Origin of the sequence: Sanguibacter gelidistatuariae (assembly GCF_900096585.1) — a bacterium.
Lineage (GTDB): Bacteria > Actinomycetota > Actinomycetes > Actinomycetales > Cellulomonadaceae > Sanguibacter > Sanguibacter gelidistatuariae.
Genome location: NZ_FMYH01000003.1, coordinates 156,026 through 178,620 on the forward strand (window position 1 = coordinate 156,026; position 22,595 = coordinate 178,620).

The 22,595-nt window shown below is 70.4% G+C and carries 18 protein-coding genes; 7 read left to right on the forward strand and 11 right to left on the reverse strand.

What is annotated here, in order from left to right:
• Positions 1-9: 9 nt before the first annotated feature.
• The 10 genes from BLQ50_RS08435 to BLQ50_RS08475 form a co-directional block, all read right to left on the reverse strand.
• A complete protein-coding gene (locus BLQ50_RS08435) occupies positions 10-1,959 on the reverse strand; it encodes a putative baseplate assembly protein (protein WP_093182858.1) in 1,950 nt (649 codons plus the stop codon).
• A complete protein-coding gene (locus BLQ50_RS08440) occupies positions 1,959-2,381 on the reverse strand; it encodes a GPW/gp25 family protein (protein ID WP_245701024.1) in 423 nt (140 codons plus the stop codon). Before BLQ50_RS08440 ends, BLQ50_RS08435 begins: the two co-directional genes overlap by 1 nt.
• Positions 2,378-4,162 carry a phage baseplate assembly protein V gene (locus BLQ50_RS08445; protein WP_093182859.1) on the reverse strand — a complete coding sequence of 595 codons (1,785 nt, stop codon included), beginning with the start codon at positions 4,160-4,162 and terminating at the stop codon, positions 2,378-2,380. Before BLQ50_RS08445 ends, BLQ50_RS08440 begins: the two co-directional genes overlap by 4 nt.
• Positions 4,159-4,821, reverse strand: a complete 663-nt coding sequence (locus tag BLQ50_RS08450; protein ID WP_093182861.1) for a CIS tube protein — start codon at positions 4,819-4,821, stop codon at positions 4,159-4,161. The genes BLQ50_RS08445 and BLQ50_RS08450 overlap by 4 nt, the downstream gene beginning before the upstream one ends.
• A complete protein-coding gene (locus tag BLQ50_RS08455; protein ID WP_093182862.1) occupies positions 4,821-7,958 on the reverse strand; it encodes a hypothetical protein in 3,138 nt (1,045 codons plus the stop codon). Before BLQ50_RS08455 ends, BLQ50_RS08450 begins: the two co-directional genes overlap by 1 nt.
• Entirely contained in the window at positions 7,955-8,431 is a 477-nt protein-coding gene (locus BLQ50_RS08460) for a phage tail protein (RefSeq protein ID WP_093182864.1), read from the reverse strand. Before BLQ50_RS08460 ends, BLQ50_RS08455 begins: the two co-directional genes overlap by 4 nt.
• Positions 8,418-8,591, reverse strand: coding sequence for a DUF6760 family protein (locus BLQ50_RS18615; protein WP_175559074.1), 174 nt, complete (start codon positions 8,589-8,591; stop codon positions 8,418-8,420). Before BLQ50_RS18615 ends, BLQ50_RS08460 begins: the two co-directional genes overlap by 14 nt.
• A 4-nt stretch (positions 8,592-8,595) precedes the next feature.
• Complete coding sequence (locus BLQ50_RS08465; protein WP_093182865.1) at positions 8,596-9,132, reverse strand: hypothetical protein; 537 nt, start codon at positions 9,130-9,132, stop codon at positions 8,596-8,598.
• Positions 9,129-9,608 carry a phage tail protein gene (locus BLQ50_RS08470; RefSeq protein ID WP_093182867.1) on the reverse strand — a complete coding sequence of 160 codons (480 nt, stop codon included), beginning with the start codon at positions 9,606-9,608 and terminating at the stop codon, positions 9,129-9,131. Before BLQ50_RS08470 ends, BLQ50_RS08465 begins: the two co-directional genes overlap by 4 nt.
• Before the next feature lie 172 nt (positions 9,609-9,780).
• Positions 9,781-11,349 (reverse strand): phage tail sheath family protein, encoded by a 1,569-nt coding sequence (locus BLQ50_RS08475; RefSeq protein WP_093182869.1) that lies wholly within the window; start codon positions 11,347-11,349, stop codon positions 9,781-9,783.
• 298 nt (positions 11,350-11,647) lie between these two features.
• Here BLQ50_RS08475 and BLQ50_RS08480 point away from each other — a divergent pair, with 298 nt between their 5' ends.
• Positions 11,648-14,410 (forward strand): helix-turn-helix transcriptional regulator, encoded by a 2,763-nt coding sequence (locus tag BLQ50_RS08480; RefSeq protein ID WP_139185789.1) that lies wholly within the window; start codon positions 11,648-11,650, stop codon positions 14,408-14,410.
• Here BLQ50_RS08480 and BLQ50_RS08485 read toward each other — a convergent pair.
• Positions 14,407-15,300 carry a DUF4349 domain-containing protein gene (locus BLQ50_RS08485; protein WP_093182870.1) on the reverse strand — a complete coding sequence of 298 codons (894 nt, stop codon included), beginning with the start codon at positions 15,298-15,300 and terminating at the stop codon, positions 14,407-14,409. The two genes, BLQ50_RS08480 and BLQ50_RS08485, sit on opposite strands and share 4 nt — an antisense overlap.
• A gap of 168 nt (positions 15,301-15,468) precedes the next feature.
• Between BLQ50_RS08485 and BLQ50_RS08490 the strand changes: the two genes are divergently transcribed.
• From BLQ50_RS08490 to caiA, 6 genes are all read left to right on the forward strand, one after another.
• Positions 15,469-16,632: an ROK family protein gene (locus tag BLQ50_RS08490; protein WP_093182872.1), complete on the forward strand. Its 1,164-nt coding sequence runs from the start codon at positions 15,469-15,471 to the stop codon at positions 16,630-16,632.
• Positions 16,633-16,654: 22 nt separating this feature from the next.
• Complete coding sequence (locus BLQ50_RS08495) at positions 16,655-17,005, forward strand: DUF3039 domain-containing protein (protein WP_093182873.1); 351 nt, start codon at positions 16,655-16,657, stop codon at positions 17,003-17,005.
• A gap of 35 nt (positions 17,006-17,040) precedes the next feature.
• Positions 17,041-18,912 carry a DEAD/DEAH box helicase gene (locus BLQ50_RS08500; protein WP_093183306.1) on the forward strand — a complete coding sequence of 624 codons (1,872 nt, stop codon included), beginning with the start codon at positions 17,041-17,043 and terminating at the stop codon, positions 18,910-18,912.
• 152 nt (positions 18,913-19,064) lie between these two features.
• Positions 19,065-20,408 (forward strand): MFS transporter, encoded by a 1,344-nt coding sequence (locus BLQ50_RS08505; RefSeq protein ID WP_093182875.1) that lies wholly within the window; start codon positions 19,065-19,067, stop codon positions 20,406-20,408.
• Positions 20,408-21,379, forward strand: coding sequence for an acetyl esterase (aes, locus tag BLQ50_RS08510; RefSeq protein WP_093182876.1), 972 nt, complete (start codon positions 20,408-20,410; stop codon positions 21,377-21,379). Before BLQ50_RS08505 ends, aes begins: the two co-directional genes overlap by 1 nt.
• A gap of 62 nt (positions 21,380-21,441) precedes the next feature.
• The gene (gene caiA / locus BLQ50_RS08515; protein ID WP_093182878.1) at positions 21,442-22,575 is read left to right on the forward strand and encodes a crotonobetainyl-CoA dehydrogenase; all 1,134 of its coding nucleotides are present in this window, start codon (positions 21,442-21,444) and stop codon (positions 22,573-22,575) included.
• Positions 22,576-22,595 lie beyond the last annotated feature (20 nt).

Consider the following 22,595-nt stretch of genomic DNA (forward strand, 5'->3'; position numbering starts at 1 on the left):
GGAGGGCGATCACCGAACCACGACGCGGTGGTTCGCGGACAGGAAGAGGGCATCGGCGGACAGCCGCAGCGTGTCCCGGCCGGCACCGATACGCGCCCCGTTGCGCAGGTCGTAGTCGAAGAGCTGCACCTCGTCGATGCGTTCGATGCCCTCGATCGGCTCGACGAGCTGGGCGATCGCCGTGGCGGTCAGGTCCGTGTCGAAGACCCAACCGGTCCCGTCCGGGCCGCCGAAGAGCGGGTTGACGTAGCGGGTGATCGCCTCGAGCACCCGCTGCCGGATGAGCGGGGCCGAGCGTCCGGGCAGCGCGTGCAGCAGCACCGCGACGCTCACGCCTTGATAGAAGGGGGTACCGACCTCGATCGCGGCACCCACGAGCCGGCGGGCCTCGAGCGCCTGGGTGATCGCGGTGACGAGCGGCGTCGACAGGGCGAAGTCGTCGATCGTGTGGTCGCGCGGGTCCTTGCGGACCTGGGGGACGACGAGCACCCTGACCGCTCCGGGGGCGCCGCCGCTGCGCGGCAGGCACGCCGCCCGGGCGACCTCGACCGAAGCCTCGTGCGTGATCCGCTCGTAGTCGCCCGCGGTGACCGCCCGCTCACCGGTGCGCAGCGTCAACGGACCGCGGACCTTGGCCTCCTCGATGCTCTCGGCGTCGACGCCGCCGCTCGCCGCGGCGAGGTTCGTGACGCTCGCGACGAAGGGCACGCTCGAGCGCAGCACGGTCAGGGTCTCCGCGCCTACGTTCCCGGCCGCGCCACCGCCGTAGCGGTAGCTGGTCACCTGGATCTGGGCGCCGTCGGGCGGCGTGGCACCGTGCTGGACGACGGTTCCGTCGGGGTAGCGCACGCTCGGACCGAACTGGACGTCCCCGGAGATCGAGTCCCACACGACGTGCCGGTCCTGCGGTCCGGAGGCGGAGAAGTCGGGCACCTCGGTCCAGGCAGTCGACTGGTCGTGCGTGGTGACGCGCACCGCTTCCTCGTCGCGTCGCATGGCGACCGGCTTGTGGGTCACCGGGAAGACCTGGCTGGAGACGCCCGTGGACCGGCCGATGATCTCGGCCGCGGCCGCGGATGCGTGCTCGGCCGCGACGGTCACGCCGACGGCGGTGACCGTGAGCTCCTCGATCTGGGGAGAGGCCTGGTACGTGGGCTGGCCGGGCAGCGGCCGGGTGAGCCGGGCGCGCAACCAGTAGCCGGGCCTCCCACCGAGGGTGAGCACCTCGTGCTGGTCGGGGACCAGGAGCACGACGGCGCCGTCCCGGTTGAGCCCGCCGGTCGAGTCGGACTGCACCCGGGCCGGGATCCAGATCTCACCGGACCACACCTCCCACAGCAGCGGGGGGTTGCGCGGGTCCACGCCGATGCCCTCGGCGTGCGCGCGGACGGTGAGGTTGATCGCGAGGTTGGCCAGCGGAGTCGTGAAGCCGAAGTACGCGGCGTCGTTCTCGGCCAGCCCGGGCGTCGCGAAGCAGGTCAGGGACGTCCCGGGGTAGGTGAGCGCCTCCCAGCCGTCCGTGACGGCCTCGGATCCGGCCTGGGCGGTGTGCACCATGGTCAGGACCGGGGGCACCACGACCGCCTCGGTCGTCGTGGTGAACACGACGCCGGCGACCTCGGTGGCCGCGAGGGTGGAGACCTCGGTGCCGGCAGGCACGCGGACCGGGGCGGTTGCCGGCCCGGAGAGCCAGAACGTGAGGATCGCGCGAGCCACGGACGGGGGGAACTGCTCGATCCCCACGAGGTTGAGGAAGTGGACGTAGAGCCGCTCGGGCACCTGGTTGACGCGGAACAGCACCATCTCGCTCATCCACGCGAAGAGCTCGATGAGCGCCACCCCGGGATCCGAGACGTTGTGGTTGGTCCACTCCGGGGTGAACCGGGGGATCAGCCTCTTGGTCTCGTCGACGATGTCCTGGAAGGAACGGTCGTCAAGGTTCGGTGCGGGAATGGGCATCAGGAGTCCTCGCGAGGTATGACGTAGAAGGGGTACACCAGGTTGCGGCGGTCGTTGGTCGCCTTGACCCGGTAGGTGATCTCGATACGGACCAGCGACGAGTCCTTGGCGTCCTGGACAGGGCGCACGTCTTCGACCGCGATCCGCGGCTCCCACTGGGCGAGCGCGTCGCGGACCGCCTGGGAGATGAGCCCCAGGAGGTTCGCGTTGACCGGCTCGAAGAGCAGGTCCCAGATCCTGCAGCCGAACTGGGGGCGCATGAGCCGCTCACCAGGGGCGGTGAGCAGCACGACGTGGATCGAGTGGTCGAGGTCCTGCGCGCCGCTGGTCAGCGCGATCGAACCGGTGTGGTCCACGCTCATCGGCCAGCTGAAGCCGCGGCCGATGAACGAGGGGATGTCGGAAGAACCCTGGACGGTCAATTGATCATCACCATGCCGCCGGAGATCTCCGTCTTGGCGGAGCCCTTGACCGCGACCATCGCGCCGGACACCTCGGCGGAGGCGGCGCCCGAGATGACGGCCGTCTTGGTGGCCGACACGCTGATCTCCAGGGCCTTGAGCGAGATCTTGGACTCTGCTTCGATCGTGATCTCGGCGCCTTTCAGGGAGATGTTCCCGGACCCGTCGAAGGTGATGCTCGACCTTCCCGAGGAGATGGTGAGCGGGACGTCGGCCGGGACGACGAGGTCGGCCCGGTCCTTGCCCAGGTGCAGCTTGTGCTCCTGCCCAGCGAGAGCGACCAGCACGTACTGCTTGTCCTTCGCCGCGCCGTCGGAGAGCTCGACGACGTGCCCGAGCCGCGAGGACAGCGAGCGGGTGTCGACCTTCCCGTCCGAGCTCGTGACCGAGCGTCCGGTGGGCAGGTTCTTGCCGTTGTGCAGCCCGCCGATGACGACCGGCCGGCGCATGTCCCCGTTCTCGAAGGTCACCAGGACCTCGTCGTTGACCTCCGGCGTCGCGACCAGGCCCCGGTCCTTCCCGCCGCCGACGGAGGTGACGCGGGCCCAGTCGGACTCGATCGCCTCGCCGAGCACCGGAAACTGGACCTTGACCCGGCCGAGCTTCTCCGGGTCGGTGATGTTGGTCACGACACCCACGACGGTGCCCTGGCGGATGAAGCTGGCCGTGCTCGGCGCGGCCGAGGCGCCCAGGACCGACCGCAGCGTCGCGCGCGGGCTGTCGCCAGCCACGAGCTCGGTGTAGAAACCGCGGGAGGAGTAGACGTGGGACACCTCCCGGACGTAGTACTCGCCCGACGCCGGCCCGGCGTCGGCCAGCTTGACCCGGCCGCCGGGGGTGATGTCGGGGTGGACGTGCAGCCGGCCGCGGGCCGTGACGTTGCCCTGGGCGTTGAGCCGGGCCGCGGCGAGCTCGGTCGCCTCGGTGCTGGAGGAGGGGTAGCCGGAGATGTCGAGGACGACCGAGGGCCTGACCGACGTCGCCTTGGCCAGATCCGGGGTGCCGGAGGTGCGGCGCCGCGTCCCGGTCCCCACGACCTTGCTGAAGGTCCGCACGTCGAAGCCGCGGACCTCGACCGAGGTCGGTGCGGCCGAGGTGACCTGCACGGAGAATTCGTCGATGTCCGTGCCGAGGGTGAGCGCGACCGGCTGCCCGGCCTTCGGGTTCCCGGTGGCCGGGTCCCACGTCGCGAAGGTCTTGTCGGTCACGATCCAGTCCAGCCCCGTCCGGGCGGTCAGGTCGTTGATCAGAGCGAGGTCCGTGTCGGTCTGCAGGACGTACTCGTGGGCGAGCGTCGCGCCGCCGGAGATCGAGGCGGACAGGCCCGCCGCGTTAGGGAGCTTGCGCAGGATGTCGAGGTAGCTGGACTTGGCGTAGGTGGTCACATGGCTGTCCCGGCCGAGGCGATGTGCAAGCTCCTCGACCGTGACGACCAGCTCGGGCCGGCTGTCGGGGCTGTTGTTCAGCGCGAGGCCGGTGACCTCTCCGGAGAAGATCGGTTTCAGGGTCGTGTTCCGGTCGTCGCGCTGGGCCCGGACCTCGACCGACGTGCCGATCGCGAGCTTGCCGGACTCGGCGATCTCGTAGGACGGGTCGGCGAAGCGCAGCGTGCACCGGCCGACCGTACGCACCGCGCGGTCGGTGCGCAGCTCGACCAGCATCGACATGGCCGGTGCGCTGAGCGCCATGCCGTTCACGGTCACGGTGGGGGACACCCGGACCCCGGTCGACGTCGCGGTCATGCCAGGTCCTCGAGCCGCGGGATGGACAGCAACGACCCGGGCCGCAGGGCGAGCGGGTCGGAGATGGTGTTCGCGCCGGCGAGAGTGCGCCACCGGGTGGCGTCACCGTAGTACCGCGCCGCGATGCGGTCGAGGGTCTCCCCGGCCAGCACCCGGTGCACCTGGTGCGGGTTGGGTGTGCCCGACGTCGGGTTCTGCGCCCCGTAGTTGTTGGCCGGCTCGTACTGGTGCAGCGCGAGGGCGAGCGAGGCCCGCAGCGGCACGCCGGTCGTCGAGAAGTAGGTGTAGGTCAGGGTGAGGTCGGAGATGACCGCCTTGAAGGAGTGCAGGTCGCCCCAGTGGAAGGTGACGTAGGGCGGCCGGGCGTTGTTCGTCGCCGTGTTCGACCCCGGCAGGGACGAGTCGATCTCCATGATCGCCAGGATCTTGTTCGTGTGGTCGGTCACGGAGGCACCGGAGTGCGTCGTGTCGAAGAACAGGTCGACCGCCATGGTGCCCGGGCGGGCCCCCGCGTAGCGCAGCTTGGGCACGCCCCGGCCGGGCATCGAGTCACCGGTCCAGCGGTTGCTGCGGCTGATGGTCAGCTGCGACGGGTTGAACAGGCACGGGATCCGGTCGCCACCCTCGATCTCGAGAAAGGCTTTCTCAGGTGCAGACATCAGAACGCTCCGGTGGTGAAGGAAGATGCGCGGCGGGTCAGCTCGTCCAGGAGCCGGTCCTCGACACGTCGGATGACCCGGTCCTCGATGATCTGAGCAAGCTCGTCGTCGAGCCGGGCGGTGATGCGGGCGTCGAGGTGGTCGAGCACGTGCTGCTCGATCTCGGAGAGCTGGGCGGGCGTGGTTGCGTGGCGGGACGGGCCGGAGCCGGTCGCCGATCCGGTGGTCGACCGTCTGCTCGCCTCGCTTGAGCCGCCCATGCCACCTGTGCCACCTGTGCCGCGCAGCGAGCTTGATCCGTCGATCATCGGGAGTCCTTGTGGTTGGTCGAGGGCGCGGGGAGGGGCCAGCATGCGGCCGGTGATCTTGCTGAGGATGCCCAGCTGCGCGGCGTCGTCGGACAGGGTGGGCAGCGCGGGGGCTGCAGGCGGGGTGGGCGAGGCCGGTGCGGCTCCCGCGCGTGCGCGGTGGCTGCCGGCCCCCGGGGACGGGCGGACCGACGCCCACGCCAAGGGAGACGGACCCGCAGGAGCGGCGGGAGCGGCCGGACCGCCGAGCGCAGGCAGTGCGGCTGGCGCAGCCGAGGACCCGACGGTGAACTGCCCCCCGGGGCCGGCCGAGGGCCGCGCGGGCTGCCAGAGCCGACGCACCTGTCCGGGGCCTCCCCGCAGGTCACCTCGGGCACCCACGACCGGTTGGGCCGGGCGGAACGCGCTGAGCGACCCGAGGCCCTCAGGCGAGGCCGCCTGCCCGCCCGCGGGCGTCGTGCCGACTGTTCCGGCTGAGTGCGCAGTGCCCGACGGCGCAGTGCCCGACGCCGCGGCGCGCGTCCAGCCGCGCAGCGGAGCCTGGGCGATGGGTCGAGCCACGGTGTCCAGCAGGGAGGCCGCGGGTGCGTGCGCGGGGGAGGCGCTGGAACGCGCCGCTCCCCCGGAACGCGCGGCGCCTGCCGGGCGCACCGTGCCACGGCGCCAGCCGGCGCCCTGTGCCCCCGGAACACCAGGGGTGTCGGGGTGTCCCAGGCCAGCGGCGTGCCTGGCGGTGGACCGACCGGGTGTGGTTCCCGGCGCCCCGGTGATCAGCGCGCGGCGCAGCATGCCGGCGCTGCGGGTACCGCGGGAGGACGTGAGGGAGGTGCCAGCAGGACCGCCGGTCGAGTGCGAGGCGCCGCGCGTGCTGGACATGCGGGTCGACGCGCTGGTCAGCGCGGCCGTCGACATGCGGGTCGGGTCGCCGCCGGCGAACGAGCGGTTGGTCGCTGCGGTCGTCGCTCGTGCGCTCGCGGCGGAGCCCGCCATGGTCGACCCGTTGACTGTGGCCCCGGCCGAGAGCGCCCGGCCGGTCACGCGGGCCCCCGAGCCCATCATGCGACGCAGCCCGGTGGACGTGCCCAGGGAGTAGGCGGCCACGGCAGGGCTCGCGCCGCCGAGCGCCGTGCGTGGCGCGGACGAGGATCCCTGGGAAGTCGAGTGCAGCTGAGGTGACGTGGTCGACCGCGACGAGGCCGAGGCTGTGGTTGCCGCCCCTGTGCCCTGGGCGTGCACCGTCCCGGCGGCCACCTGCGCGGACCCGGGGGCAGCGTGGGTCGGCCGGGCGGAGGTCTGCGCCGGGGCGGGGGCCCGGAGGTGCCCGACCGCGGTCAGCGACGCGCCGCGGGCGATCGACCCGATGGACATGCTCCGGCGGACCCCCGCCAGTCGCGGCATGACGGAGCGGTTCGTCGTCTCGGGGCCCGAGCGTACGTCGGTGAGCGGGGACGCCGCGGCGGCCATGGACCGCCCGGTCCCATGCGTGTCGCCGGTCGGCCCGGCGAGGCCCGTCGAGCGTGTGCCGACCGTCCCGGACGGTCCCAAGGACAACGAGCGTCGCACCGGACTGCTTGATGAGTCGGGTGCGTTCGACGGGTCGGGGGTGTGCGTGGTGGGTGCGCTCGCGGACCCGTCGGCATGCGCGGCGCCGGCGGTGGGTGCGACGGAGCGGCGTACCGGTCGGTCCAGCAGGCCGCCGCCGGTGGGCAGGGCGCGGGGGAGCGGGCCGGGTGCACCGGAAACGGATGCAGAGGCGATGGGTGCAGACGAGACGCCTGCAGAGGAGACGCGTGCAGAGGAGAGGCGTGCAGAGGTGGCAGGCGTCTCCGCTGGGCGTGCGGCGGACCGGCGGACCAGCCCGTGGCCCGACTGGGCGCTGGGCGCACCGGTCCGGGCGGGGACCGCAGGGGCCGAGCCGCTGTGGGTGGCTGCTTCTGACCGTGCAGCGACGATCTGGACGGCCAGGGCGCGACGACGGATCCAGCGGCGGACGCCGGCCGGCTGCCCCCCGGATGCGGGGACGGGACGAAAGCGAGCTCGAGAGTCAGCGGCCGTACCTGTCCCCGCGGAGGAGGGCGTGGTGCTGACTCTCGGTGAGTTCCCCGCGGCGGGCCTGGCCGGCGAGGGGGCCGCGGACGACCGGCGTCGGCCGTCCTGCGGGGTCATCATGGCACCGGCCGCGCGGACCTCGGCGGGCAGGCGCATGGCGATGGTCTTGGGCGCGGCGGACTGGGAGAAGGACCCGGGCGACCAGGTCTTCTCGTCCGGGACGCGCCGCACGACGCGCTCGAGCCCACGCGCGGGGACCGGACCGGAGAGGTCGGTCCGGGCGGGCAGGGCCGGGCGTGCGGGGGTGCGTCGGACCGTTGCGCGAGCGGACGGGCTGCTGGCGTGCACGGGCCGGACGGCCGCCGAGGACTGCGGAGTCGTGCTGGTCGGCGCCGTCGGTGCGGGGGCGCCGGTCAGGTCAGCGCCGCCGGTCAGGTCGACGCCGCCGGTCGCGGCGGGACGCAGGGACGGGTGCCACCACCGTGGGGTCCCCACGGTTCCCGGCCGCACGGCCGTCACCGGCTGCGACCCACCCACGTGATGGAGTGGGCCGGAGACGAGCCGGCGGAGCTGGCCGGACTGGGCGTTGGCCCGCACGAACACGGTCGAGTCGGCGGCGAGGCGTCCCACGAACCCGGCGCGGAAGCGCGCGTGGAACGAGGACGGCCGCGTCATGGATGGCGCAGTCGCGGCGGGCGCCGCTGGTGTCGGCGACTCAGGTCCTTCGACCGACGGAGCCGACGCCGCCCCGGTCGGGGTGTCGAGGCCGGGGCTGGTCATGAGGTCGTCTTCGAGCGGAACCCGTTGTGGGCGACCTCGAGCCGCTCGGTCAGCTGCGTCTCGGAGTCGACGCTGAAGGACGGCCCCTGCCAGCCGACGGCAAACACGCCGTCGAACTCCCAGGCGCGCGTCCGCTCACCGGTGAAGGTGAGCGCGGTGATCGCCCCGGTCGACTTCGTCAGCTTGTTTCCGTTCGCTGCGAAGTTCTCGCCCGAGGAGTTCTTGACCCAGGTGAACAGCGCGTCGGACTCCACGAGCCCCCGGGTGAAGACCAGGTTGGGCCAGGTCAGCACCCCGGGCAGCTTGTGGACGTAGCCGTTCTGTCCGCCTTCGACGTACTCGTCGACGGTCACCGCCAGCTGCAGGCCGGTCACCTCGCGGAACGTGCCGATCGGCACGCCGTCGACCTCGAAGAGGAACCACGAGGTATTTCCCGGCTCACCGCCGAGGGCTTCGCTGTCAGATGCTTTCACGGACGGCCTCCCAGGCGCGGTCGTTCAAGGACGAGACCGCACGGATCATGCGGACCCTGTCGAGGTGCTCGAGGTCCATGAGGTCGTCGAGCGGCCAGTGCAGGTGGTACGCGAGATAGGCGATCTCCTGCCATAGCGCCTCCGCGGGATAACGAAGCATGGGCCTAGCGAGCGTCCGACGTGGTCTCGTCGGCCACCGTGCGGCGTGCGTAGGTCACCGACGAGGTGACGGCCGGCAGCGCGCGCTCGTGTGCCGCGTCGTCGGCGTCGACCGCGGCCGGCGAGGTCGCTGCCGCCGGGGCCGCCGGGGTCCCGGGGACAGCGGGGGCAGCGACCACCGGCGCGGCCGGGACCGGAGGTGCGAGGGCCTCGCGCTGGGCGGCGAGAAGCTCCTCGTACTCCGCCTGGCTGCCGAAGTTGATCACGCCGTAGAAGTCCTGCAGGAATGCCAGGTCCGCCGCGAAGAGGTTCTCGATCTCGTTGGTCGTGACGAGCTCGAGGTCTCCGAGGCTCTCGACGACCCGCGCGAGGATGACCACCGTCAGGCGGGGGTCCTCCGGGCCGTCCACCGAGGGGTCACGCAGCGGTTCCAGCTCGTCGCGAGCCGTCGCGAGCCGCATGACCCCCTCACGGTGCAGCACGCCACGCGGGTCGACAAACCCGCGGGGCAGGGTGAACGCGTACTTGGTCTGCAAGGTCACTTGACCCGCTCAAGACGTTCGCACTGGAGCGTGATGGTCTCCTTGACGACCTCGGTGCTGTCCACGCTGAGCTGGTCGGTCGAGATCTTGCTCGGCCAGGAGTTGAAGAAGTTGAACCGCGCGACCTCGGTGCGGGCGGAGTCGTAGAGCACGATCGACCCGTTCTTGCGCCCGCCGGCACGGTCGGTGGCCACGAGGCCGGCGCCACGGATGTCGTTGAACCACATCCACATCTTGTCCGACGGGGAGTCCAGCGGGGCGACGCGGGTCAGGTTGAGCGCGGGGGCGGCCGTCGTCGCACCCAGGCTCTTGATCTCCTCCTGGGCACCGCCCGAACCGGACTGCTTCGACGCGGAGACGGTCACCTCGATGTCCAGCCCGGAGACGGACATGAGGGAGGAGATGACCGCGCCGTCGATCTCAAGGAAGAAGTTCTGCGCGATGATCGGGTCGTTGGTGAAAAGGCCTACTGCCACTGTGACTCCTAGGGTCGGTACAAGGACGAATCAGTTGCCGTGCCGTCGGCACGGCGTGTGGGGCGCCACGCTTCGCGCGGCTTGAAAGGCGCCACGCTTCGCGCGGCTTGAAAAGCGCCACGCCTCGCGCGGCTTGTGGCGGGCGCCGCGAGGGCGCGGCGCCCGCAGGAGATCAGTTGCCGGTCTGCTTGTTCTGGCTGATCCGGAACACGACGAACTCGGCCGGCTTGACCGGCGCGATGCCGACTTCGACGACGAGCTTGCCGGCGTCGACCGACTCCGGCGGGTTGGTCGTGGCGTCGCAGTTGACGAAGAACGCCTGGCTCGCCGAGGAGCCGAAGAGGGCGCCCTGCTGCCACAGGCCGTGCAGGTAGCCGGTGAGCGTGCGGATGACGCCTTCCCAGAGCTTGACGTCGTTCGGCTCGAAGACGGCCCACTGGGTGCCCTCGAGGATCGTGGACTCGATCATGTTGAACAGGCGACGGACGTTGATGTACTGCCAGTCGGTGTCCGAGGCGAGGGTGCGCGCACCCCAGATGCGGATGCCGCGCGTCCCGAAGGGACGGATCGCGTTGATGCCCAGCGGGTTGAGCAGCGACTGCTCGTTCTGGGTGATGTTGCGCTCGACGTCGAGCACGCCACGGAGGGTGTCGTTGGCCGGGGCCTTCCACACCCCGCGGGTCTCGTCGGTGCGGGCCCACACGCCGGCCACGTGGCCGGACGGGGGGATGAGGACGTCGGCCGCGGAGCTGCCCGGGACGGGGTTCTCCACCTTGATCCACGGGTAGTACAGCGTGGCGAACGCGGAGTCGTACTGCGCGGTGTCGCTGCGCCACTCCTTGATCTGCTGCGGGCTGAAGCCGGGAGGGGCGTCGAGGATGGCCATGCGGTTGGGGTGCAGCTCGCAGTGCGCGATGAGCGCGGTCTGGACTGCCTTCCACAGGTCGAGGTCGAGGGTGCCGTCCGCGCGGGTCGCCGCGGTGACGAGGTCGGGGACGGCGACGATCGTGACGTCCTCGGCGATCGCGAGGCCGTTGATGCCCGTGCGGGCGCTCTCCGAGCCGGCGAACTTGCGGCCGTTGACCGGCACGGAGACGGGGGCGGCCTTCTCGAGGTCGTACACGCCGGGCTTGAGGATCTCGAGCTGGCTCGACAGGTCGGTCTTCGCCTCGAGCTTGATCTCGACCTTGACCTTGGTGGACGTCTTGTTGATGACCGTCGCGGCGTCGTTGGGGCCGCCGATCGTCAGGCCGGGGAAGGACTCGACGATCTGGTCGCCCTCGAGGATCGTGATCGTGAACGGCGAGGGGCCCTCGGCGTCGTCGGCGGACTCTGCATTCTCGACCGCGACGCGGATGTTCGCGTCCGCCTCGATGCTCTCGATCGCGATCGGCAGGCCGAGCGCACGGTCGATGGCCGGCAGCGACAGGCGCGAGGGCTCACCAGCGGGCTTGGCGTTGGGGATGCGCACGATGTACGCAAGGTTCCCGCCGTTGAGGAAGAACCCGTAGACCGACAGCGGCAGCACCGCACCCTCGACGAAGCCGCCGTACAGTGCCTCGAACTGGGTCCAGCTGGTGACCAGGCGCGGGGCGAGGCCTTCGGGGTCGCTCGCGTCGTCGAAGGGCGCCCGCTCGGTGAAGCCGACGAAGGCGGCGACGGCCGTGGGAGCGGACGAGAGAACCTTCTGGGACGACGGTACTTCTTCGATATAGACGCCGGGGGCGGTGTAGGTAGGCATAGAGCTCTTCCTCTTCCTGGTCGATGAACCGCCCCGGGGCTCGTGCCGTCGCGCGGATCGGTTCGGACACGTGACTGGGGCACGCTTGGTCGCCACCCTAGGAGCCGAGGTGGGGGCGTGACATCCGTAGTCGCTACGCAGTTTTCTCGGTGCGGCGCGAGGCGGCGGCGTGCTGCCACGTCGACCGGGGGTGAAATCTGCGGCCGGAGGGCCTTAGTCCCTTGCGAAACCACTATTCTCTTGACGAGAGACCCTCCCATAGACCCTGGTCAGGTCTGACATATGAGGTATTCGGTTCGTGACGAAAGTCATCTCCACCCTGTGGCAGCAGACGATCTCAGGCCCGAAGCCGCCGTCGGCGCCCGTGCGTCTGCGCGATACGCGCGTCGCCCGCGAGGCCGAGCTCGCCGAGATCGAGCGCACCCTGCGGTCTGGGCGGAGTCTCCTGGTCTTCGGTCCGGTCGGTGTCGGCAAGACCCACCTGGTCGACTCCTTCGCCTCCTCAGATGCCTTCTACGATGCCGTCCCCGAGCCTCCTTTCGGCCACCGCGCGCGTACCGCGAACCCCGGGGCGCCAGTCTGGGTCAGCGTGGGCGCCGCTCGTGACCGGTCGCTGACACCTCTTGGTGCGCTGCTCGACGTGCTCCCCGACGTGGCCGTCGACGTCGCGGCCCCGATCGGCACGGTGCGCGCGCTCGTTCTCGACGGGCTCCGGGCCATGTCCGCCGGTCGTTCGCTCGTCGTCCGGGTCGACGACGCCCACCTGCTCGACGACCTCAGCGCGCGGGTGCTGTCCGGGCTGGCCCGCCAGGACGAGCTGCAGATCGTCGCGACCCTGCGTGAGTTCGTCGCCGGACGCAGCCCGTGGTTCGAGCTGTGGAAGGACGGGGTCGCGGACCGCCTCGACCTGCAGCCTTTTTCACGCGCGCAGGTGGAGGGCTGGCTCAGCGGCAGCCTGGGTGGATCGATCGCCTCGGAGGCGTTGCACCAGGTCTGGGACGCCAGCGTGGGGAACGCGTTCCAGATGCTCGAGGTGACGGCCAGCGCCGTGCGCAGCGGGGCACTGCGACGGGACTCCGACGTCTGGGTCTGGTCGGGGGAAGCGCCGCTCAGCCGCCGGGTGATCGAGCTCGTCAAGCACGAGGTCGCTCACGTCGGTGCGCAGGGACGCCGCGCGCTCGAATTGGTGGCGGTCGCCCGCGGGCTCGACCGTGACGTGCTCGAGCGGATCGTCCCCGCCCCCGTCATCGACGGACTTCTTGCGGAAGGTGTCCTGTCGGTGCGCTACCGGGACACGGCGCGCGACGTCCGTCCGGACACCGCGAGCTCGTCCGAACCAGTCGTCCGGCTGCCGCACCTGCAGTGCTCGCCGATGGTCGCGGAGGTCCTCCTGGAGATGGCCTCCGCGGGACAGCGGCGGGAGATCCTGGCGACCCTTCGCGCGGTCCAGGGCGACCTCGGGACGCAGACCGGTCTTGCGCTGGTTGCCTCGGTCGCTGCCTCCCTGGAGTGCGGGCTGCCGGAGACCCCGGCCCGGATCGTGGCGGCGCTGCACACATCCCTCATGGCCGGGCGGTGCCCCGAGGTCAAGCGGATGGCCTCGGCCGCGCTGTCCATGCTGCCGCTCGGCACTCCCGCGCGCCTCGACGTCCTCGCGGCCCGCGCCCAGGCCTGGCGCTTCCTCGACCAGCCGGCCCGCTCGCTGCGTGACATCGATCAGCTCCGCGAGGAGATGGCGGCGACGGAGGTCGACTCCGAAACGTACGTCCGGCACATCATCGCCACGACCGAGATCGTCATGGCGATCGAGCAGTACCACCACGGTGACACCGAGAGTGCGTTGCGTGCGCTCGGCATCGCCGAGGTGCAGGTGGACGCCCGGCTGCAGGGGAACGTCCCAGCCGAGACCGCGCTCCAGCTCACCGTCGCACGTCTGGTCGCGCTCAGCTGCGCAGGACGGTTCCACGAGTGCCGCGGGGAGGCGACGGCGATCGCCTCCGGCCCCGACAGCCTGTCTGTGCACGTCCTTCCGCTCATCCCGATCATGATCGTCGACCTCTGCGAGACCGGCCGCCTGTTCCAGGCGCAAGAGCTCGTCCAGAAGCACCTGGGCGTCGCGGTCGCGCACGCCGACACCCGCCCGTGGGCCGTCGCGGAGATCCTCAGCGCGGGGTTCCTCGCGCTGATAGGTCTCGGCGAGGTGGCCGCGGCCGAAGGCGTGGTGGCGATGCTCTCCGGGGACGGTGCGCCGTTCAACGTCGAGCGCACCTCCGGGCACCTGATCCGGGGCGGCCTCGCCACCCTGCGTGGTCGATGGTCCGACGCGCGGGCGGAGCTGCACGCCGCGAACGTGCAGTTCGCCATCTCCGACGTCATCGGGCTCTCGGCGATGACCTTGGTCTCGGAAGGACTGATGGCCATCGCCTCGGGGGACACCGCCGCCGGCCGGGAGCTCCTCTCCCGGGCCGACGCTGCGCCGTCGCGCATGTACAGCGCCTACATGCAGGCCGAGATCCGCTGCCTGCACCTGGATGCCGCAGCCTGGCTGCGCGCGCCCGACCTCTACGACCAGGGGTTGGGGCTTGCTGAATGGGCGGCCGAGCGAGGACTGTGGCGGGTCGAGCTCGACGGCCTGCACCGTGCCGTCTTTGCGCTGCACGGCGAGGGGCGGCTGGCCGCCGGTGGCGACCTGCTCGAGCGGGTCCACGCGGTGGCCGCCCACATCGACGGGCGGCGAGCACGGGCCCAGCTGGCTCATGTGGTGGCGATGTTCTCCTGCGACCGGGACCTCATCCTCGTGGCGAGCCGGGAGCTGGGGGAGAGCGGGGTGTGGCTGCCGTTGAGCCAGCCGCCGGTCGCCCTGACCAGGCGCGAGCAGGAGATCGCCGGGTTGGCCGCGGGCGGCCTGAGCAGCAAGGAGATCGCCGAGCGACTGGTCCTCTCGGTCCGCACGGTCGACTCGCACCTCTCGCGGATCTTCGCCAAGGCCGGGGTCCGCAGCCGTCGTGAGCTCGCCTCGGTCCTGCACGTGCAGGCACCGTCGGCGGCGCTTGGCCGCTAGCTCGTGGCGGCGGCCCGACGCCGGACCCAACGGTAGATCAGGTACCCCGCCCCGACGAGGGCGAGCCACGGCAGCGCCGCGCCGATCGCCACGACGACGGCGTTCAGGGTGGTCGTCAGCGCGTCCCAGCCTGCGCTGAGCCCGCCCCAGAACCCCGAGGGGGCCAGGACGGGCGAGGCCGGGGTCGTCGTGAGTGAGATCGTCAACGTCGACATGGCGACCTGATCGGCGAGCTGGTCCCGCACGGCCTGGAGGCTCTCGAGGTCGCTCTGGCGCTGGGTGAGCGTCGACTCGGCCTCGAGCAGCTCGGCGGTCGTCGTGGCCTGGGCCATGAGCGTCTCCAACCGGGTCACCGAGACCTTGAGCGCCTCGACCCGCGCTGCCACGTCCGTGACCTGCGCGGACACGTCGGCCGAGGAGATGGTGGTGTTCTCGACGGTCCCGATGGAAGCGAGCGAGGAGATGGTCGTCGTCAGCTTCTCCGCGGGGACCCGGACGGTCAGCTCGGCCCAGGCCTGTCGGTCCTGTTCCGACGACCCCGCCTGCTCGTTGCGTGAGCTCACCCGCCCACCGCTCTGGTCGACCAGCTCACTCACCGCGGCGGCGGCCTTGACCGGGTCCGCGACGACCACGCCGACGGTGGCCGTCGTGATCATCGACTGCGTCGTGGCGGAGACGGCGACGGGGTCGGCCGCGGAGTCAGCTGCCGAGCCGGCCACGGAGTACGACGACCGGAGGCCCCCCTGGTCCGCGGCGGCTTCGCTGCCGCCCGTGGTGAGCGCCGTGGGCGTCTGGGAGCAGCCCACCAGGATCGCGGCGGTGAGCATCACGGGCAGGAGGACCCGCGCTCGGCGGGTGCGGGTGCGTGGCGGGCTCATTCGCGTGGTCATGGCTCGAGACTAGGTGCGCGGCCGGGCGAACACGGCGGGCCGGGACGATACGTGACCATTTCGTGAGACAAGCGTGACCTTGTGGGTGTGTCAGCGGATGCGTGCGAGCGATGCCAGGGTGACGACGCCAGGTTGACACAGCGAAGTCGCACGGTTGCACTTGCACACATGACTGAGCACTACTCGGGCGCGGACGGCGTCTGGCCGAGCGTGAGCGCTGCGCTGCGACCGCTGGCAAAAGCTCTGCCCGAGCACGCGCGCGCCCACAACCGGTCCCTGATCCTCCAGCACCTCTTCCACGCGGGAGCCACGTCCCGGGCGGACCTGGCCCGGGTGACTGGTCTCAACCGGGTGACCACCTCCGACCTGGTCGGAGTCCTGCTGGCGGAGGGCCTGGTCACCGAGCTCGGGACCCGTCCCGAGGGCAAGGTCGGCAAGCCGGCGATCCTGGTGGCCCTGCGGACCTCCGCGTTCCAGATCGTCACGGTCGATCTGGGCACCGGACGATCCGTGCGCGGCGCGGTCGTCGACCTGGGCGGGCGGAGCCTGAGCGAGGCGAGCGTGGCGATCGGCGGACGCAGCGGTGACGCGCTGATCTCGCTGCTCACCCGGTTCGCCCGCAGGCTCGTGTCGATGGCGACGGCCCCGGTGATCGGCGCGGCCGTCGCCGCACCGGGCATCATCGACTCCTCAGGGGTGGTCCTGGAGGCACCCAGCCGCGGGTGGTTCGACGTGCCGCTGGCCGCCATCCTCACCCGGGCCCTGGGCCTGCCGGTGTTCGTGGCCAACGACGCGAACACCGCCGTGCTGTGCGAGTACACCTTCGGTGGGGCGGACGGAGCCGGCCTCATGGTCCTCATGGTCGGCGACGGCGTGGGCTCCGGCGTCATGCTCGACGGCGCCCGGTTGCGCGGCCACAGCGACGGCGCGGGTGAGATCGGACACGTCCGGGTGGTCGAGGAGGGTGGCCTGGAGTGCGCGTGCGGGCGGTTCGGCTGCCTGGAGACCGTGCTGTCCGTCGTCGCGCTCGAACGGCGCCTGGCCGGCTTGGACGACGCCGCCGCACGGGAGGCGCTCACCCGCGTCGGCCTGCTGCTGGGGATCGCGCTCGCGCCCGTGGTCAGTGTGCTGAACCTCGCCGAGGTGGTGCTCAGCGGACCCCGTACCCTGCTCGACGGAGCGCTCCTGGAGGAGGCGGAACGTGTGGTCCGGGAGCGGACCATGCCGGCCATCGGGCGGAACTTCCGGATCCGGATGGCGGCCCGCAGCGAGGACAACATCCTGGCCGGCGCGGCGGTCCTGGTGCTCTCCCAACGGTTGGGCGTGTCGTGAGCGCGCACGTAGACTTCTGTCCATGACGCAGACCCCCTCGATGAGCACCGGACCCCTCGATCCGTTCGACGCCCCAGGGGCCCCCGGTGCGCCAGGATCGGGGACCTCGACGAGCGTGCTCGAGCACACCGAGACCCGCGAGGAGGTCGAGCCCGGTGACCACGAACGCTTCGCCCACTACGTGCGCAAGGAGAAGATCCTTGGCTCCGCGCTCTCCGGCAAGCCCGTCATCGCGTTGTGCGGCAAGGTCTGGGTTCCCGGTCGCGACCCGAACAAGTTCCCTGTCTGCCCCATCTGCAAAGAGATCTACGACGGCCTGCGTGCACCCCAGGATGACGAGTCCGGCTCGGGATCTGGCGACAGCGGCAAGTGAGTTCCGAGCTGGACCACGATGAGCCCTTTGACCTGATGTCCTCGGTGGCCCTGGACATCGAAGCGGACCGCACCGGCGCCCACCACGGCACGCCCGCCGGCGCTCCGCTCAAGCCTCCGGTGACCCCGGTGCCCCAGGCGGCGTCGTCGGCGGCGGCCTCGCACCTGTCGCCGTCCTTCCCGACCCGTGCCCCGTGGGGCACGGCCTCGAAGCTGCGCGCCTGGCAGGCCCAGGCCCTCGACATCTACCGTGCCCGGGGCGCGCGTGACTTCCTCGCGGTGGCGACCCCCGGCGCCGGCAAGACGACCTTTGCGCTGCGGATCGCGACCGAGCTGCTCGAGCAGGGCGAGGTGCGCCGCATCACGGTCGTCGCGCCGACCGAGCACCTCAAGCACCAGTGGGCCGACGCCGCGGCGCGGGTGGGCGTACGCCTGGACCCCAACTTCAAGAACAGCCAGGGCCGCCACGGCGCCCAGTACGACGGCGTGGCCCTCACCTATGCCCAGGTCGCGGCGAATCCCGCGCTGCACACCGCGCGCACGGAGGCCGCCAAGACGCTTGTCATCCTGGACGAGGTGCACCACGGCGGCGACGCGCTGTCCTGGGGCGAGGCGATCCGGGATGCCTTCGACGGCGCCACCCGGCGCCTCGCGCTGACCGGGACCCCGTTCCGCTCGGACACGGCGGCCATCCCGTTTGTCACCTACGACCGCGGCATGGACGGCATCCGCCGCTCCCACGCGGACTACGTCTACGGCTACGGCGAGGCGCTGCGCGACGGCGTCGTGCGCCCGGTGATCTTCCTGTCCTACTCGGGGCAGATGCGCTGGCGCACCAAAGCCGGCGACGAGATCAGCGCCAACCTCGGCGAGGCGATGACCAAGGACATGACCAGCCAGGCCTGGCGCAGCGCGCTCGACCCGAACGGGGAGTGGATCCCCTCGGTCCTGGCGGCTGCGGACAAGCGGCTCACCGAGGTGCGCCGCGCCGTGCCCGACGCCGGTGGGCTGGTCATCGCGACCGACCAGACCGACGCGCGAGCCTACGCCGGGCACCTGGCCCGGATCACCGGCCAGTCCCCGACGATCGTGCTCTCCGACGACGAGGGGGCGAGCAAGCGCATCGATGAGTTCAGTGACGGCGACCAGCGCTGGATGGTGGCCGTGCGGATGGTCTCCGAGGGCGTGGACGTGCCGCGGCTGGCGGTCGGGGTATACGCGACGTCGACCGCGACACCGTTGTTCTTCGCCCAGGCGGTGGGCCGCTTCGTGCGGGCCCGGCGCCGCGGGGAGACCGCCTCGGTGTTCCTGCCGAGCGTGCCCAACCTGCTGGGCCTGGCCAACAGCCTCGAGCTGGAGCGTGACCACGCCCTCGACCGTCCGCTCACGGCCGAGGAGCAGGGGGACATGTACAACCCCGAGGACGCCATGATGGCGGCGGCCAACCGGGAGGAGAAGGCCTCTGACGGCATGGGCGAGGGCTCCTTCGAGATGCTCGAGGCGCAGGCGTCCTTCGACCGGGTGCTCTTCGACGGCGGCGAGTTCGGAACGGGCGCCGAGATGGGCTCCGCCGAGGAGCTCGATTTCCTCGGCCTGCCCGGCCTGCTCGACGTCGACCAGGTCACCACCTTGCTCAAGCAGCGCCAGGCGAGCCAGCTGAGCGGCAAGAGCAAGGCTGTGCAGCAGGCCGCCGAGCGTAGCGAGCTTGAGCACCGCAAGGCCGCCGAGCTGCGCAAGGAGCTCTCCCAGCTCGTCTCGGCCTGGGCCCGCCGGTCCGGTCAGCCGCACGGCACGGTCCACAACGAGCTGCGTCGGCGCAGCGGAGGCCCCGAGGTGCCCCTCGCCAGCCTCGACCAGCTCACGGTCCGGGTCGACGTGGTCCGTGGGTGGTTCGTCGGCAAGAAGTAGGCCGTGAGGAGCGGTCGCCCGCTACTCACTTCGGTGCCGGGGGCTACCTAGGCGCCCCCCGGAGGGACATGAGTCCCACGCCGTGGACACCGGTCACGGTTGATCCTTGAGTCAGCTCCAGCGTAGGAGCGCACCTGGCCCAAGGAGTAGAAATGCAGCGTGCCGCCACAGGCGAGAAGAAGGCCATCGATCTGACGAGTGCTCATCGGTGGTTCCTGCTGATCTTGGTGAGCGTCGGAAGCTCAACGATCTACGCCCCGGCGTACCTCAAGAACACGTTCTACGACGCTCAGATGTCATCACTGCAGATCACCAACGCCCAGGTGGGTGGGCTGCTGTCGGCCTACGCGATCACCGCGACGATCTGCTACCTCCCCTCTGGACTCGTTGCTGACCGGGTGCGTGTGCGCACACTGTCCGCAGCAGGGTTCATCCTCACATCCCTGCTGACAGTCCTCTACGCGATGCTGCCCTCCTACGGCGTCCTCGTCGCACTGTTCATCGGCATGGGCGTCACCACGATCCTCATCTGGTGGGGAGTGCGTTACAAGCTCGTCCGTCTCATCTCCGAGGAGAAGGACTACTCCAAGAACATCGGACTGAGCTACGGATTCTACGGAGCGGCCGGACTTGTCGTCGGTCTCCTGGGAACCTGGATCCTCAGCGCCCTCGGCGACAACCAGCAGGTTGCGTTCCGCACCTTCCTCCTCGTGCTCGCCGGCCTCATCTTCGTCCTGGGAGTCCTGTCCTACCTCTTCATCCCGAAGTTCGAGGGTGAGCTGCTCCCGACGAACCGCCCGATGGAGGTCATCCTCGACGCGCTGAGGTCGCTGGCCAACCCCGTCGTCCTCATCTGCGCCGTGACGATGTTCTTCGTCTACTTCTTCTACACCGGAATCACGTACACCACGCCGTTCCTCAAGAACGTCGTCGGTGCCTCGGACAACATGACCAACATCGTCTCGGTCTTCCGCACCTATGGCGTGACGCTCCTGGCCGGCCCCGTCTTCGGCGCCCTCGCCCACAAGGCGAAGTCACCGTCCCGCATCATCTGGATCGGTTCCGCGATCATGGTTGCAGGCCTGGCCACGCTGGCCCTCATGCCGATGAACAGCGGCATGGTCTTCGTCGTCGTGGTCCTCGCAATCGGTCTCGGCTTCATCGCCAACGGTGTCTTCGGCATCGTCTCGGCTCAGCTCACCGAGGGCAAGGTCGCGCTGTCGACGTTCGGTGCAGCGACCGGCGTCGTCTCCGTCGTCGGGTTCCTCCCCGACTCCTTCTCCAGCACCTGGTTCGGGTCGATGCTCGACGCCAAGCCGGAGGGCATCGAACAGGGTCCGATCTACTCGCAGATCTTCTGGATCCTGGCAGCCTCCGCCCTCATCGCCGCCGCAGCGGCCATGGCGTTGCGCTGGTACGTGAAGAAGAACTCCGACAACCTCATCGTGGCCCAGGCCGAAGCCGAGGCAGCTGTCGTAGCAGCTCGAGCAGCCTGATGGCCACCGTTGACGTCCTGGCTCGCATCACTCCGGCGATGCGAGCGGTGCTGACCAAGCAGAACGAGCTCGCCGGTGACGTGTTCGCCACGGACGTCAGCCCCGCCCAGATGCGTGCAAGCTACGCACAGGAGCGGACCTTCTGGAACGAGGGCGGCCCCGTCATGGCGGCCACGCTCGACGCGGTCGTCCCCGGCCCAGCCGGGGACGTGGCGATCCGGGTGCACCGCCCCACGGACGCAACCGGACTGCCGTGCATCGTCTACGTGCACGGCGGCGGGTTCGTCGTGGGGGACCTCGACACCCACGATCGCATCCAGCGGACCCTCGCAGCGCAGACCGGGGCGGTCGTGGTCGGCGTCGACTACTCGCTCTCACCCGAGGCGCGGTTCCCGGTTGCCGTCCACGAGTGCGCAGCGGTTGCCGTCCACCTGCACGAGAACGCCCACGACCTGGGCATCGACGGCGAGCACCTGTCCTTCGCCGGGGACTCTGGCGGGGCCAACCTGGCCCTCGCCGCGACGCTCTACCTGCGCGACGAGGTCGCCGGAGCCCCGGACATCAAGACGCTCCTGCTCTACTACGGCATGTTCGGGCTGCGCGACTCCGCAGCACGGCGTCTCTACGGGGGAACTTGGGACGGCCTGACCCCGCAGGACCTCGCCAACTACATGACCTGGTACACGACCTCCGCCCTCGACCTGGACAGCCCCTACCTCGACTGCCTGAGCGCAGATCTCACCCACGCTCTGCCGCCCAGCTACATCGCAGCATCCGCGCTGGACCCACTCCTGGACGACTCCCTCGCGCTCGCCGCAATCGCCGACGACGCCGGTGTACCTCACCGGCTGCGCGTCTTCGACGGCGTACTGCACGGGTTCCTGCATCACTCGCGGATGCTCCCCGAAGCCGTCGACGCGCTCGAGGACGGGGCGGCCTTCTACCGGGAGCACCACAGCACGACCCAGTGACGGCGCACCTCGAGCACCATCCTGACCACGCACGACTGACGCATCCGACGAAAGGCAGCACCATGGACTTCTCACTCACCGAGGATCAGCAGCTCATGGTCCAGGCGATCCGCGAGCTCATGGCTCGGGAGAGCTGGGACCAGTACTTCCAGGAGTGCGATGACACGCACACCTACCCCGAGCGTTTCGTCGCCGAGCTGGCCGCACTCGGCATCGACTCCATGATGCTCCCGGAGAACCATGGGGGGATGGACGCCGACTGGGTGACCCTCGCCGTCGTCTGGGCCGAGCTCGGTCGCCTCGGAGCGCCGACGTACGTCCTCTACCAGCTACCGACCCTAGACACGATCGTCCGCGAGGGCACGGAAGAGCAGATCGAGAAGGTCCTCGCGTACGTCGGGACCGGCAAGCAGATCTGGAACGCGGCCATGACCGAGCCCGGGGCCGGCTCGAGCCTGTCCGGGATGACGACTACGTACACCCGCCGCAACGGCAAGGTCTACCTCAACGGCCAGAAGACGTTCATCACCTCGAGCGCCCACGTGCCCTACCTCGTCGTCATGACCCGCGACGCCGACAACCCCGACGTCTTCACCGAGTGGCTCGTCGACATGACCCTGCCTGGCATCTCCAAGGCGCCCTTGGACAAGCTCGGCCTGCGGATGGACTCCTGCTGCGAGGTCTACTTCGACAACGTCGAGCTCGAGGAGAAAGACCTCTTCGGGACCGAAGGCAAGGGCTTTGCCCGCGGGGTCGTCGACTTCGACATGGAACGCTTCCTCGTCGCCGCGTGCGACTACGGATGGGCGCACTGCGCCTTCGAGGACGCCGCCAAGTATGCCAACCAGCGAGTCCAGGGCGGCGAGACGATCGGTCGTTACCAGCTCATCCAGGAGAAGTTCTGCAACATGCAGATCAAGCTCACGAACATGCGCAACATGATCTTCGAGATCGCCTGGAAGTTCGACAACGGCCTCATGGGCCGCGGCGACTGCTCGATGGCCAAGTACTACTGCACGAACGCGGCGGCCGAGGTCGTCGACGACGCCATCCAGGTGCTCGGTGGCATCGGAGTCACCGGGAACCACCGCGTCGCGCGCTTCTGGCGCGACCTTCGCGTGGAGCGCATCTCCGGTGGGACCGACGAGATGATGATCCTCACCGCAGGCCGCGCCGTCCTCAAGGAATACCGCTGACATGGTCAGCTCCCGCACAT

What these genes read in the sequence shown, in the direction of transcription:
- BLQ50_RS08435 (WP_093182858.1), bottom strand. Translation starts at nt 1,959, where the DNA reads ATGCCCATTCCCGCACCGAACCTTGACGACCGTTCCTTCCAGGACATC.
- BLQ50_RS08475 (WP_093182869.1), bottom strand. Translation starts at nt 11,349, where the DNA reads ATGCCTACCTACACCGCCCCCGGCGTCTATATCGAAGAAGTACCGTCG.
- BLQ50_RS18615 (WP_175559074.1), bottom strand. Translation starts at nt 8,591, where the DNA reads ATGCTTCGTTATCCCGCGGAGGCGCTATGGCAGGAGATCGCCTATCTC.
- caiA (WP_093182878.1), top strand. Translation starts at nt 21,442, where the DNA reads ATGGACTTCTCACTCACCGAGGATCAGCAGCTCATGGTCCAGGCGATC.
- BLQ50_RS08495 (WP_093182873.1), top strand. Translation starts at nt 16,655, where the DNA reads ATGACGCAGACCCCCTCGATGAGCACCGGACCCCTCGATCCGTTCGAC.
- BLQ50_RS08450 (WP_093182861.1), bottom strand. Translation starts at nt 4,821, where the DNA reads ATGTCTGCACCTGAGAAAGCCTTTCTCGAGATCGAGGGTGGCGACCGG.
- BLQ50_RS08505 (WP_093182875.1), top strand. Translation starts at nt 19,065, where the DNA reads ATGCAGCGTGCCGCCACAGGCGAGAAGAAGGCCATCGATCTGACGAGT.
- BLQ50_RS08455 (WP_093182862.1), bottom strand. Translation starts at nt 7,958, where the DNA reads ATGACCAGCCCCGGCCTCGACACCCCGACCGGGGCGGCGTCGGCTCCG.
- BLQ50_RS08485 (WP_093182870.1), bottom strand. Translation starts at nt 15,300, where the DNA reads ATGACCACGCGAATGAGCCCGCCACGCACCCGCACCCGCCGAGCGCGG.
- BLQ50_RS08445 (WP_093182859.1), bottom strand. Translation starts at nt 4,162, where the DNA reads ATGACCGCGACGTCGACCGGGGTCCGGGTGTCCCCCACCGTGACCGTG.
- BLQ50_RS08490 (WP_093182872.1), top strand. Translation starts at nt 15,469, where the DNA reads ATGACTGAGCACTACTCGGGCGCGGACGGCGTCTGGCCGAGCGTGAGC.
- BLQ50_RS08500 (WP_093183306.1), top strand. Translation starts at nt 17,041, where the DNA reads ATGTCCTCGGTGGCCCTGGACATCGAAGCGGACCGCACCGGCGCCCAC.
- aes (WP_093182876.1), top strand. Translation starts at nt 20,408, where the DNA reads ATGGCCACCGTTGACGTCCTGGCTCGCATCACTCCGGCGATGCGAGCG.